Annotated in this window: 13 protein-coding genes; 8 read left to right on the forward strand and 5 right to left on the reverse strand. The window is 62.3% G+C overall.

Features of this window, described 5'->3' with window-relative positions; all coding sequences use genetic code 11:
- The first annotated feature begins 48 nt into the window (after nucleotides 1-48).
- The gene (locus BVH01_RS04235) at nucleotides 49-1,380 is read left to right on the forward strand and encodes an IS4 family transposase (RefSeq protein ID WP_075929147.1); all 1,332 of its coding nucleotides are present in this window, start codon (nucleotides 49-51) and stop codon (nucleotides 1,378-1,380) included.
- A 52-nt stretch (nucleotides 1,381-1,432) separates the two neighbouring features.
- Here the strand turns inward: BVH01_RS04235 and BVH01_RS04240 are convergent, their stop codons facing one another.
- Together BVH01_RS04240 and BVH01_RS04245 are read right to left on the reverse strand one after the other, a co-directional pair.
- Entirely contained in the window at nucleotides 1,433-1,762 is a 330-nt protein-coding gene (locus BVH01_RS04240) for an RnfH family protein (RefSeq protein WP_075929148.1), read from the reverse strand.
- Nucleotides 1,752-2,189 carry a type II toxin-antitoxin system RatA family toxin gene (locus tag BVH01_RS04245; RefSeq protein ID WP_075929149.1) on the reverse strand — a complete coding sequence of 146 codons (438 nt, stop codon included), beginning with the start codon at nucleotides 2,187-2,189 and terminating at the stop codon, nucleotides 1,752-1,754. The genes BVH01_RS04240 and BVH01_RS04245 overlap by 11 nt, the downstream gene beginning before the upstream one ends.
- Before the next feature lie 343 nt (nucleotides 2,190-2,532).
- Between BVH01_RS04245 and smpB the strand changes: the two genes are divergently transcribed.
- Nucleotides 2,533-3,015: an SsrA-binding protein SmpB gene (gene smpB, locus BVH01_RS04250; protein ID WP_013792693.1), complete on the forward strand. Its 483-nt coding sequence runs from the start codon at nucleotides 2,533-2,535 to the stop codon at nucleotides 3,013-3,015.
- Between the two features lie 63 nt (nucleotides 3,016-3,078).
- Here the strand turns inward: smpB and BVH01_RS04255 are convergent, their stop codons facing one another.
- Nucleotides 3,079-3,846 carry a GntR family transcriptional regulator gene (locus tag BVH01_RS04255; protein WP_075929150.1) on the reverse strand — a complete coding sequence of 256 codons (768 nt, stop codon included), beginning with the start codon at nucleotides 3,844-3,846 and terminating at the stop codon, nucleotides 3,079-3,081.
- Nucleotides 3,847-4,142: 296 nt separating this feature from the next.
- On the opposite strand from BVH01_RS04255, the gene BVH01_RS04260 reads away from it, so the two are divergent.
- From BVH01_RS04260 to BVH01_RS04285, 6 genes are all read left to right on the forward strand, one after another.
- Nucleotides 4,143-5,828, forward strand: coding sequence for a lactate permease LctP family transporter (locus tag BVH01_RS04260; RefSeq protein ID WP_075929151.1), 1,686 nt, complete (start codon nucleotides 4,143-4,145; stop codon nucleotides 5,826-5,828).
- A gap of 164 nt (nucleotides 5,829-5,992) precedes the next feature.
- A complete protein-coding gene (lldD, locus tag BVH01_RS04265) occupies nucleotides 5,993-7,132 on the forward strand; it encodes an FMN-dependent L-lactate dehydrogenase LldD (RefSeq protein WP_075929152.1) in 1,140 nt (379 codons plus the stop codon).
- 1 nt (nucleotide 7,133) lies between these two features.
- Nucleotides 7,134-8,840, forward strand: a complete 1,707-nt coding sequence (dld, locus tag BVH01_RS04270) for a D-lactate dehydrogenase (RefSeq protein ID WP_075929153.1) — start codon at nucleotides 7,134-7,136, stop codon at nucleotides 8,838-8,840.
- Between the two features lie 322 nt (nucleotides 8,841-9,162).
- On the forward strand, nucleotides 9,163-9,642 hold the full coding sequence (locus BVH01_RS04275) for an Lrp/AsnC family transcriptional regulator (protein WP_027903635.1): 480 nt from the start codon (nucleotides 9,163-9,165) through the stop codon (nucleotides 9,640-9,642).
- Nucleotides 9,643-10,175: 533 nt separating this feature from the next.
- A complete protein-coding gene (locus tag BVH01_RS04280; RefSeq protein ID WP_075929154.1) occupies nucleotides 10,176-10,379 on the forward strand; it encodes a DUF2788 domain-containing protein in 204 nt (67 codons plus the stop codon).
- Between the two features lie 63 nt (nucleotides 10,380-10,442).
- Nucleotides 10,443-10,841: a globin gene (locus BVH01_RS04285; protein ID WP_075929155.1), complete on the forward strand. Its 399-nt coding sequence runs from the start codon at nucleotides 10,443-10,445 to the stop codon at nucleotides 10,839-10,841.
- Between the two features lie 10 nt (nucleotides 10,842-10,851).
- Here BVH01_RS04285 and BVH01_RS04290 read toward each other — a convergent pair whose 3' ends face one another.
- Nucleotides 10,852-11,421 carry a pseudouridine synthase gene (locus BVH01_RS04290; protein WP_168177264.1) on the reverse strand — a complete coding sequence of 190 codons (570 nt, stop codon included), beginning with the start codon at nucleotides 11,419-11,421 and terminating at the stop codon, nucleotides 10,852-10,854.
- A 122-nt stretch (nucleotides 11,422-11,543) separates the two neighbouring features.
- Nucleotides 11,544-12,470 carry a LysR family transcriptional regulator gene (locus BVH01_RS04295; RefSeq protein WP_075929157.1) on the reverse strand — a complete coding sequence of 309 codons (927 nt, stop codon included), beginning with the start codon at nucleotides 12,468-12,470 and terminating at the stop codon, nucleotides 11,544-11,546.
- Nucleotides 12,471-12,567: the final 97 nt, after the last annotated feature.

Below are 12,567 nucleotides of genomic sequence, written 5' to 3' on the forward strand. Positions count from 1 at the left end.
CGGGGTTTCTAGAAAATCCGATACCAGCCTCCTGGTATCGGATTTTTTATGCCCATTCAGCAGCAACTGCTCGACCTCGGCGATCTCTTCAACTTCTCCGACCTCAGCACTTTCACACAGAACATCCCTGTTGAATGGGTCGCCAGTGCGCTCAATCTCTCTACTCAAGCCACCATACGACGTCGGCGCCTGCCGAGTGATCAAGTGCTTTGGCTGGTACTGGGCATGGCCTTGTTCCGCGATGAGCCTGTGCATGAGGTGGCCAGACGCCTGAATATCTGTGCTCAAGGCCTGGCTTCCGATCAGTTGCTGGCGCGCAGCGGAATCACCGAAGCGCGTAAGCGACTGGGAGCTGATCCGGTCGAATCCTTGTTCCGCCAAACAGGCATGCAGTGGGGTTGCGAGCGCTACGAGGGTGATCAATGGCACGGCCTGCAAGTGTTCGCGGTAGATGGCGCATTACTGAGAACCCCTGATTCTCCTGAGCTGAGGGAGCATTTTGGCTCTGGTAATACGGGCACCGAGCGCCAGACACCCTTTCCGATGCTGCGCCTCGTAGCCTTGATGAATGTGCGCTCACACGTGATCCTCGATGCTCAGCTCAGCCCTTATCGGGGCAGCGAGATGCGCTTGGCCGAAACCTTCCTGGGCCAGATTCCGGACAATTCGATCACGTTGTTCGACAAAGGCTTTTGGGGGGCTGATTTGCTGCTGAGCATTGCCGATGGGGGAAACAATCGGCACTGGCTCACGCCGGCTCGCAAGAACCTGGTGATGGAGGAAGTCGAGCGCTACGGCGAGCATGATCGCCGCGTACGGATGAAAGTCTCGCCTCAGGCTCGCAAACGAAACCCGGCTCTCCCCACGCACTGGGAAGTGCGCGAGGTCAGCTATCAAAGCCAGGGGCGTATCAGATCGCTGCTCACGTCGCTGCCGGTCGAGGACTACAGCGCAGAAGCGGTCGCCGAACTATATCTGGAACGCTGGGAAATCGAGCTGGGCTTCCGGGATATCAAAAGCTCAATGCAGCAGAATGCGGTAACGCTGCGCAGCAAGAAGGTCGACCTTATTTATCAAGAGGTCTGGGGACTTTTACTGGCTTACAACATCATCCGTCGAGAGGCCAGCCACGCCGCAATAGCCTTTGGCCGAACGCCTTCAGACATACGCTTCAAACCTGCCTGCCAGTACATTGCGGTACAACTGATCGTCATGGCAGCTGCTAATCCGGTCTCGGCGACAGGCAGAAGGTTGGCTGAGCTGCGGGGAGGTATCGGAGGAATGTTTCTGGATCACCGTCCAAGGCCGGGAAGACCCAGGACGGTGAAGATTTCCAAAACCCGATATCCGGTGGATCGTAAGGCTGCTCCGCTTAAGTGAACAGCATTACGGCACTGCCGGGGCTTTTTCATTGAGCACTGGAACGTGCAAGCTAGCGCCGATCGGCGGTGCCTTGCTGCTTCGCCCGCTCCGCCGCCTGGGCAGCGCGGCGCTTGCGCACTTCCTTGGGATCGGCCAGCAACGGCCGATAGATCTCCACGCGATCACCATCTTCCAGCACTTGCGTATCGGGCGACGCCACCACTTTGCCGAACAGGCCCAGGGGCGCTTCGGCCAGATCCAGCTCTGGGAAATCCGCCTGCAGCCCGGACTGCAAGGCCGCCTGGCGCACCGTGCTGTTCACGGGCAGTTGCAGGGTGATCAGCTTCTGCCGGTCAGGCGCGGCAAAGACCACCTCCACCGACAGCCGATCACTGGCCATGGAGTTCCTTGGCGCGCTGGCAAAAGGCATCGACCATGGTGTTGGCGGCCTGATTGAACAGCGGCCCCAAGGTCGCGCGCATGATCGGGCCGGCGTAGTCGAAGGTCAGATCGAGGCTGATCTTGCAGGCCTTCTCGCCTAGCGCCTTGAACGTCCACTGGCCATGCAGGTGCTCGAACGGACCATCTTCCAGGCTCAGTTCGATCGACTGCCCCGGCACCAACACATTGCGCGTGGTGAAACGCTGGCTCAGGCCGGCCTTGGCCACTTCGAGGCTGGCGACCATGTGTGTGTCGCTGGCCTCGATGACCTCGCTCGACGCACACCAGGGCAGGAACTCGGGGTAGCGCTCGACATCATTGACCAGGTCATAGAGAGCCTGGGCCGGATAAGGGAGCAAGGCCGAGCGCTGGATGTGAGTACTCATAACGATTGAATTTCCACGGTTGACGACATCGCAGCAGCGCGATGTCGCGGGCTGATGCTCTTACAACAGACATCAACCCGAAGCGAGTATCACAATATTGTCGGGGATTCGCCCCGAGGGCTCAAGCGCACGGCCGCCGCCGTGCTTTTTAGGGTCTGCACGAAGAGTTTCCGAGCGAAGGTCAGGCGAGGCAAAAATCGGTGAGGACGCGGAGTTTACGAGCTGTAAATGAGCAGTCCGAACCGATTTTTAACGGAGCATCACCGAGCGCAGGTACTTTTCGTACAGAGCCTAGCGCGCCTGCATGGCGCTCCGTCACCGGACTCCCTATAATGCGCCGCCTATGGCTAAACAAAAGAAACATCCGCAAGGCAGCATCGCCCAGAACAAGAAGGCGATGCACGACTATTTCGTGGAGTCCCGCTTCGAGGCCGGCCTGGCGCTGGCCGGCTGGGAAGTGAAGAGCCTGCGCGCCGGCAAAGCTCAGCTGGTCGACAGCTACGTCCTGCTCAAGGACGACGAAGCCTGGCTGATGGGCTGCCATATCACGCCGCTGAAGACCGCCAGCACCCACGTCATCGCTGATCCGACGCGCACGCGCAAGCTGCTGCTCAATCGTCGCGAGCTGGAAAAGCTGTTCGGCGCCGTACAGCAGAAAGGCCACACCTGCGTGGCACTTTCGCTGTACTGGAAACAGCATCTGGTAAAGTGCGAGATCGCCCTGGCCAAGGGCAAAAAGGATTTCGACAAACGCCATACCGAGAAAGAGCGCGACGCCGATCGCGAAGTGCAGCGCGCCATGCGCAGTAAAGGCAAGGACGAGTAACTGCAGTTCCAGCAACTGCAGTGCCCTGCCCATCACCTCAACTGAGACAATCCCCGCGCCGCTCTAGAGCCCCTTGCGACGCTGCGCACGCAGTTCGCGTACTTCCTGCTGCAACACATCGGCCAACACTTCCTGCACGTAATCGATGTGCTGATTTGACAGCGTACGCGCATCCTCGGCACGCCCCTGCATGATCGCTTCGTACAGGGCGCGGTGCTGCGCGTTCAGCATGCTGCGAGTCTCGCCACGCAAGGCATACATGCCGCCGATGTTGGTGACCACATTGCGCTTGAGCAGGTCGAACAGCCCACGAATGGTGTGCAACAGCACGGCATTGTGGCTGGCCTCGGCGATGGCCAGGTGAAAGCTGGCGTCCGCCGCCCCCTCTTCCGCCCGCGTCACTTCGCCGGCGCGACCGTAGCAATCCTGCAGGCGCTCGAACGCCTCGCTCAGGCGCTGACGATCAACATCGGTGGCGCGCAATGCAGCGTAGTAGGCGCAGGAACCTTCCAGGGTATGCCGGAACTCGAGCAGATCGCGCTGCGCATCGGTATTGCTTTCCAGCAAGTGCATCAGCGGGTCGCTGAAGGTCGAGCCCAGGTTCTCGCACACGTAGGTGCCGCCGCCCTGGCGACTGATGAGCAGGCCCTTGGCAGCAAGTTTCTGAATGGCTTCACGCAGCGACGGGCGAGACACGCCGAACTGCTCGGCAAGCACCCGCTCGGCCGGCAGCCGCTCGCCAGCCTTGAGCGTGCCTTCGAGGATCATGGCCTCGAGGCGCTCGACGATATCGTCTGACAGCCGCCGCTGTCGCAGCGGACCAAAGTTCATTGTTTCAACACTCCACAACCCCCGCAAACGGCGCCAGATCGCCCGGCTGCCGAAAATCCGAGCAGCCTACCCAGTGGCATCTGGCGCCACAAGCACAGCACTCTTAGGCGCCCACTGCGACCAAAGTCGCAACGGTGCAAATTGACGCACCCAAGCAAAAGAAATTATTCTGGCGCTCGCCACTTGTAAATTGGTCTTACCAATAATAACAACCCGTTCGCAAAACTGCTCTGCATTCGGTGAATCACCAGCAGCTCGCGATCAGGCGATACCAACAACAATCAGCGAGCCTCCCCATGCAAACATGGCAACAGTTCTACACGCCGCTCGGCAGCCTTGGCCTGTCCGCACTAGCGGCCGTGATCCCCATCGTCTTCTTCTTTCTCGCCCTCGCCGTATTCCGCCTCAAAGGGCATGTAGCGGGCAGCATCACTCTGGCGCTGTCGATCATCATCGCCATCGCTGCGTTCGGCATGCCGGTGGACATGGCCCTGGCCGCCGCCGGCTATGGCTTCGCCTACGGCCTGTGGCCGATCGCCTGGATCATCGTCGCGGCAGTGTTCCTCTACAAACTGACCGTCAAGAGCGGCCAGTTCGAAGTCATCCGCAGCTCGGTGCTGTCGATCACCGATGACCAGCGCCTGCAGGTACTGCTGATCGGCTTCTCGTTCGGCGCTTTCCTCGAGGGCGCGGCGGGCTTCGGCGCACCGGTGGCGATCACCGCCGCCCTGCTCGTCGGCCTGGGTTTCAACCCGCTCTATGCCGCTGGCCTGTGCCTGATCGCCAACACCGCCCCGGTGGCGTTCGGCGCCCTGGGCATCCCGATCATCGTCGCCGGCCAGGTCACGGGCATCGACGCTTTCAAGATCGGCGCCATGACCGGCCGCCAGTTGCCCATCCTGTCGATCATCGTGCCGTTCTGGCTGGTGGCGATGATGGACGGCTGGAAAGGTATCCGCGAAACCTGGCCGGCTGCGCTGGTGGCTGGCGTGAGTTTCGCCATCACCCAGTACTACACTTCCAACTACATCGGCCCGGAGCTGCCGGACATCACCTCGGCGCTGGTCAGCCTGGTATGCCTGACCCTGTTCCTCAAGGTCTGGCAGCCCAAGCGCGCTGCCGACAGCCAAGTCGCCGGCACTTCCGGTGGCGCTGCGGTAGCCGGCGGTTTCGGCGGCGTGCGCAGCACCACGCCGTCGCCCTACAGCTTCGCGCAGATCCTCAAGGCCTGGTCGCCCTTCCTGATTCTCACTGCCATGGTCACCGTCTGGACGCTGAAACCCTTCAAGGCGCTGTTCGCCCCAGGCGGCGCGCTGGATCACCTGGTGTTCATGCTGCCGATCCCGCATCTGGATCAGTTGGTGGTCAAGGTCGCCCCCATCGTCGCCAACCCGACGCCGATCGCTGCCGTCTTCAAGCTCGATCCGATCTCGGCGACCGGCACTGCGATCTTCTTCTCCGCCGTCCTGTCGATGCTGGTTCTGAAGATCAACATCAAAAATGGTCTGACCACTTTGAAGGAAACCTTTTACGAACTGCGCTGGCCCATCCTGTCCATCGGCATGGTGCTGGCATTCGCCTTCGTCACCAACTACTCCGGCATGTCGACTACCCTGGCCCTGGTGTTGGCGGGAACCGGCGCGGCCTTCCCGTTCTTCTCGCCGTTCCTCGGCTGGCTGGGCGTGTTCCTGACCGGCTCGGATACCTCGTCCAATGCGCTGTTCGGCTCGCTACAAGCCACCACGGCGCACCAGATCGGCGTCAGCGATACCCTGCTGGTCGCGGCCAACACCAGCGGCGGCGTAACCGGCAAGATGATTTCACCGCAATCGATCGCCGTGGCCTGCGCCGCGACCGGCATGGTCGGCAAGGAATCCGACCTGTTCCGCTTCACGCTCAAGCACAGCCTGATCTTCGCCACCTTCGTCGGCCTGATCACCTTGACGCAGGCTTACTGGCTGACCGGCATGCTGGTGCACTGAGGTACGAGCAGCTGCGCGTCGGCCCTGCGGCCACGCGCTGTTCAGAATCACTGAATGCAAACGCAACGCCCTGACGGGGCGTGCTACACACCCAAAGCCCGCGACAGTGTCCGGGCTTTGTCGCTGCCGCGGCGACGCGCCAGCCCAGACACGGAATAGAGCCCATGATCATTTCTGCCTCCACCGATTACCGCGCCGCTGCCCAGCGGCGCCTGCCGCCGTTTCTGTTCCACTACATCGATGGCGGCGCCTATGCCGAGTACACCCTCAAGCGCAACGTCGAAGACCTGGCAGGCATCGCCCTGCGCCAGCGCGTGCTGAAGAACATGGCCGAGCTGAGTCTGGAAACGAGGCTATTCGGCGAAACCTTGTCGATGCCGGTGGCCCTGGCACCGGTCGGCCTGACCGGCATGTACGCGCGCCGCGGTGAAGTGCAGGCCGCCAAGGCAGCGGCGGACAAGGGCATCCCCTTTACGTTGTCGACCGTGTCGGTGTGCCCGATCGAAGAGGTCGCACCAGCGATCAGTCGGCCAATGTGGTTCCAGCTGTATGTACTGAAAGACCGCGGCTTCATGAAGAACGCCCTGGAGCGCGCCAAGGCCGCGGGCGTGACCACTCTGGTGTTCACCGTGGACATGCCCACGCCCGGAGCCCGCTACCGTGACGCCCACTCCGGCATGAGCGGGCCGAACGCTGCCATGCGCCGCATGCTGCAGGCTTTCACGCACCCGGCCTGGGCCTGGGACGTGGGCCTGATGGGCAAGCCTCACGATCTGGGTAACATCTCCACCTACCGCGGCAACCCGACTGGGCTGGCTGATTACATCGGCTGGCTGGGCGCCAACTTCGACCCGTCGATTTCCTGGAAGGATCTGGAGTGGATTCGTGAGTTCTGGGACGGCCCGATGGTCATCAAGGGCATTCTCGATGCCGAGGATGCGCGCGACGCGGTCAAGTTCGGCGCCGACGGCATCGTGGTCTCCAACCACGGCGGTCGCCAGCTCGATGGCGTGCTGTCCAGCGCCCGCGCACTGCCGGCCATTGCCGATGCGGTGAAAGGCGACCTGAAGATTCTCGCCGATTCCGGCGTCCGCAGCGGCCTCGACGTGGTGCGCATGATCGCCCTCGGCGCCGACACGGTGATGCTCGGCCGCGCCTTCGTGTATGCCCTGGCTGCCGCAGGTGGTACCGGGGTGAGCAACCTGCTGAGTCTGATCGACAAGGAAATGCGCGTGGCCATGGTGCTGACCGGCGCCAGGTCCATCGATCAGATCAGTGCCGACTCTCTGGTTCGGGAGCTCTGAGATGATCAGCCGCGACAGCCTGCTCAAACAACTACGCGACGCCGTCGGCCACGACCATGTGCTCACCGACGGGCAAAGCACCCGGCGCTTTCGCAAGGGCCACCGTACCGGCGAGGGCAACGTACTGGCCGTGGTGCGCCCCGCTACGCTGCTGGAACAGTGGCGGGTGCTCGAAGCAGCCGTGGCCGCCGACCGCATCGTCATCATGCAGGCGGCCAACACCGGCCTGACCGGCGGCTCGACGCCGGACGGTAACGATTACGACCGCGAAATCGTGCTGATCAACACCCTGCGCATCACCGGCGTACAACTGATCAACGAGGGCGCGCAGGTGATATGCCTGCCCGGCGCCACCCTCGACCGCCTGGAGCAGGCCCTGGCACCTCTGGGCCGTGAGCCGCATTCGGTGATTGGCTCGTCGTGTATCGGCGCTTCGGTGCTCGGCGGCGTGTGCAACAACTCTGGCGGCTCGCTGGTACGCCGTGGACCGGCCTACACCGAGCTCGCGCTCTATGCCCAGGTGAGGGCCGATGGTTCCTTGGAGCTGGTCAATCACCTGGGTATCGACCTGGGCAACAGCCCCGAGGAAATCCTCACGCGCCTGCAGCGCGGCGACTACAGCCCGCACCAGGTCAGCAACGAGGCAGCCGGCAAAGCCTCGGACCAGCGCTACGGCGAGCACGTACGCGATGTCGACGCCGACACGCCGGCACGTTTCAACGCCGACCCTTCACGGCTGTTCGAAGCCTCGGGCTCGGCAGGCAAGCTGTGCCTGTTCGCCGTGCGCCTGGACACCTTCCCCAAGGAGCCGAGTACGGTCTTCTACATTGGCACCAATGCCGCAGACGACCTGACCGAGGTACGCCGCCACCTGCTCAACCGGCTGCCGAGCCTGCCGATCGCCGGGGAATACATTCACCGCACCGCTTTCGACATCGGCGAGCGGTACGGCAAGGACACCTTTCTGTTGATCGACCGCTTCGGCACCGCCCGGGTGCCTGGGGCCTTCGCCCTGAAAAGCCGGGTCGATGGTTTCTTCGAGCGCTTCGGCCTACGCGGCGTCAGTGATCGTGTCATCCAGCTGGCCATGAACCTGTTACCCAGCCACCTGCCGGCGCGCATGCGCCAGTACCGCGACCGCTTCGAACATCACCTGATGATTCGCGTGGCCAACGACAGCCTGGATGAAACCCGGCGTTTTCTCGCCGAGTACTTCGGCAGCGCCACCACCGGAGCCTTTTTCGAGTGCGACGCCGACGAGGGCCGCAAGGCCTTCCTGCACCGCTTCGCCATTGCCGGCGCGGCGATTCGCTACCGTGAGGCGCACCCCGGCAGCGTCGAGGACATCCTCGCCCTGGATATTGCCCTGCGCCGCAACGACCGCGACTGGGTGGAAACGCTACCGACGCAAATGGAGGCGCAGATCATCCACAAGCTTTACTACGGGCACTTCTTCTGCCACGTGTTCCACCAGGACTACATCGTCAAGAAGGGCGTCGATCCAATCGCCATGGAGCACGCGATGTGGAAGCTGCTCGACGAGCGTCGCGCCGAGTACCCGGCCGAGCACAACGTTGGCCATCTTTACGTCGCCAAACCGGCCCTGGCGGACTTCTACCGCGAGCTGGACCCGACCAATGCCTTCAACCCGGGCATCGGCCAGACGTCGAAGAAAAAGCACTGGGAATCCTGCTGCAAGAATCACTGAGGCACGAAAAGAAGAAAGGGGAGACCTCTCGGCCTCCCCTCTCGTAGATGTCCTGTGCTGGCAATTCTGTCGCCGCTTTCGTCGCCCGCCTGGTTGGGCAGTGCGGACCCGGGTGCCGTGACGACCCGGTAAGGTCGGCGGCGCCAGCTCCCCTGATTGGGCGAGCCGGATGGACGTGTCGTCCGGGCCGTGAAACTGAGGTAAAGATTACGCCCACGGCCGCGACGAAAGATTGCTAACATTGCTGACCATCCGATTATTTGCGCAATAATAAATCGATAAATACACCAAAACAGCAATCTGATAACGAAATCGGTTACCCATGAACAAACTCGATCGCTACGACCTGAACATTCTCGCCGAATTGCAGCGCGACGCGACGCTGTCCAATCAGGAACTGGCCGAGCGTATCGGCCTATCACCCTCGCCCTGCTCACGCCGCGTCAAACAGCTGCAAGATGACGGCTACATCACTGGTCAGGTCGCGCTGCTCGACCGCCGCCAACTGGGTCTCACCCTGACCGCCTATGTACTGATCGGCATGGATCGCCATACGCCCGAACGCTTCGAACACTTCCAGGAAGAAATCCGCAAATGCCCGGAAGTGCTGGAATGCTGCCTGGTCACCGGGATGGACGCCGACTACCAGCTCAAGGTGGTGGTGCCTGACATGGATCATTACCAGAAGCTGCTGCTCGGCACCCTGACCCGGATCGATGGCGTGTCCAGCGTGCGCTCGAGCTTCGTGCTGCAGCAGATCCTCTCCAGCACTCAACTGCCACTGCAGCACCTGCGCGGCTAGGAACCTATTCACAATCTTCCAGCCCAGGCTCGTCGATTCTGGCAGTTAAGTGGCGGGAGCGGCCTTTTGTAGGGTGGACCGGGTCGCGTTGACGACGCTTCACCTACGCGGCCCGACCCGTCCACCGCTCTGCGATCGCAATGGTGGATGACAAGAGCGTCAGCTACACGCCCCGATCCACCCTATGTGGCGGGCGACCGCTTCTGCCTTGTAGTTGCCTCTACATGCGCATACAAGACTTTGAACTTGGCCCGTTTTTGTGGGAGCCGCGACCTCGCGGCGAATTAGTCAGGCTCCGCCGATAGGCAGTTAGGCTGCAATCGTTTCGCCCCGAGGTCGGGGCTCCCACAGGTTGGTTTGAATGTCCGCCTCTGCCTTGTAGCTGCCGCTTCATGTTAATGAAGATCATGAACAGGCTCTAAGACCATCAGGCAACTACGCCTACTGGCCCGCAACGCTGTAATATCCACACCTTTGTTGTGCCTTGCCGCCCGCCCCTGGGCGGCAGCCGATGGATCGTCGCCGAGGTCAGGATGGAACCCGAGTTTTTCGAAGAGCTGATGATGACCCTGCTAGTCGGCGGCCTGGTGCTGTTCATGGCATTCATCGTCTGGGACCTGGCGAAAAAATCCCGCGCCGGCCGCTTCGGCACCTTCATCCTGTTCTTCGCCCTGGGCCTGGGCGTACTCGGCTTTCTCATCAAGAGCTTGGTCATCGCTGGCCTGGAAGGCGTCTGAAACCCACAAAAAAGAATCGCGGCGCCCGCCGCATTGCCTTGTCTGCTGCCCATGGAGAAACACATGAACGCCACCGATCGCGTCATGCAGAGTTACGGACGCTGCTGTGCCAGCCCGGCCATTTTCGACGATTTCTACCGGCACTTCCTCGCCAGCTCACCAGCCGTGCGTGAGAAGTTCGCCAACACCGATATGGCCGCTCAGAAGCTGCTGCTGCGCCAGGGCATTCTCAACCTGGTGATGCACGCCCGCGGCATGCCGGACACCAAATTGCGCGCCCTGGGCTGCACCCATGCGCGCAGCGCCATGGATATTCGCCCCGAGCTCTACGATCTGTGGCTGGAAGCGCTGCTCAAGACCATCGTGGAACACGACCGGCAAGCCGATGCGGCCACCTTGCAAGGCTGGCGCGAGGTGCTGATCAAGGGCATCAGCGTGATCAAGGCGGGTTACGACGGCTAAGCCGCCCGCTTCAATCGAGGCGCGGCGACAGGTCGCGCCACTCCCCCGGCAGTAAGCCATCCAGGGACCAGGGACCGATGCGCACGCGCACCAGGCGAAGGGTCGGCAAGCCGACTGCAGCCGTCATGCGCCGCACCTGGCGGTTGCGGCCCTCGCGAATCACCAACTCCAGCCAGCTGGTGGGCACGCTCTTGCGAAAGCGCACCGGCGGATTGCGCGGCCATAGCTCGGGCTCATCCAATTGCCGCGCCTCGGCAGGCAGCGTCGGCCCATCGTTGAGCTGCACGCCGTCGCGTAATTGCTGTAGCTGCTGCGCGCTGGGCTCGCCTTCTACCTGCACCCAATAAGTCTTGGCCAGCTTGTGCTTGGGGTCGGCGATCTTCGCCTGCAGTTGCCCATCATTGGTGAGCAGCAGCAAACCTTCGCTGTCGCGATCCAACCGGCCAGCCGGATACACGCCGGGCACGACAACGAAATCCTTGAGCGTGGCGCGGCCCTGGTCATCATTGAACTGGGTCAGCACGTCGAACGGCTTGTTGAGCACGATCAACCTCGGCTCGGCGGGCGGGGCCTTGGCCACACGATAGGGACGCGGTGCGGGGCGTTTAGGTCGGGACATGCAACGAACATCATGGCGAAACGGGCGCGCAGTTTACCGCAACGCGGTTGCTATCCGCGGCACGATCGCGTCTGCCCAGGCGTTCAGCGGACGCTGCGGTCGATCACCGGCGCATGCAGCGCCATGAGCTCGATGATCCACTCGATGAACACCCGCAGCTTGGCGCTGACGTGACGGTTGGGCGGATAGGCGATGTACATGGGCATTGGCTCGAACTGCCAATCCGTGAACACCGCGACCAGCTCGCCGCGTTGCACGTACTCATCGGCCATGTAAGTGGGTAGCCAGAGCACGCCCAAGCCGGCCAGGCCGGCAGCCTGATAGGCATTGCCGTCATCCACCGCCAGTACGTAGCGACCTTCCACCTCCAGGCGTTCAGCGCCGCGCTGCATGCGGTAGGCAAACAGCTTGCCGGCCCGTGCCCGCTTGAAGCCGACGATACGGTGGTGGCTGTCGACCAGTTGCTGTGGATGCAGCGGCGTACCACAACGCTGCAGATAATCCGGCGCGGCATAGACGCCGGAACGCAGGTCGCCGACGCGGCGGGCCATCAGTGACTGATCGGTGATCTCCCCGCCGCGGATCACGCAATCGACGTTCTCGCCGAGCAGATCGACGAGACGATCACTGGCGCCGAGATCGAGCTGGATATCCGGATAGCGGGCATGAAAGGCCGGCAGCGAGGGCACTAGGATCATCCGCGCGAACGGGCTCGGCACGTCGACGCGCAGGCGCCCGCGGGGCTGGCTGCTGGCGTCGGACAGGCTGGTCTCGGCGTCGTCCATGTCGGCCAGCAGGCGCACCACGCGCTCGTAATAGGCAGCACCATCAGCGGTCACGGCAACCTTGCGGGTGGTGCGGTTCAGCAGGCGCACGCGCAACCGCGCCTCGAGTTGCTGCACCAGTTGGGTCACGCTGGTCTTGCTCATGTGCAGGGTGTCGGCTGCCTTGGTGAAGCTGCCTGACTCCACCACCCGGGCGAAGGCACGCATCGCATCGAATCGGTCCATCTGCTCAGCCGCTGATTGTTTGGGATTTGCAAACAGTGTTGAACGAACTGGCCTGTTTATCCAGCGCCCCAGCGTTTCTAAAGTGAACCCATCACTT

The sequence above is a fragment of the Pseudomonas sp. PA1(2017) genome (genome assembly GCF_001945375.1).
In the GTDB taxonomy this organism is placed as follows: domain Bacteria; phylum Pseudomonadota; class Gammaproteobacteria; order Pseudomonadales; family Pseudomonadaceae; genus Aquipseudomonas.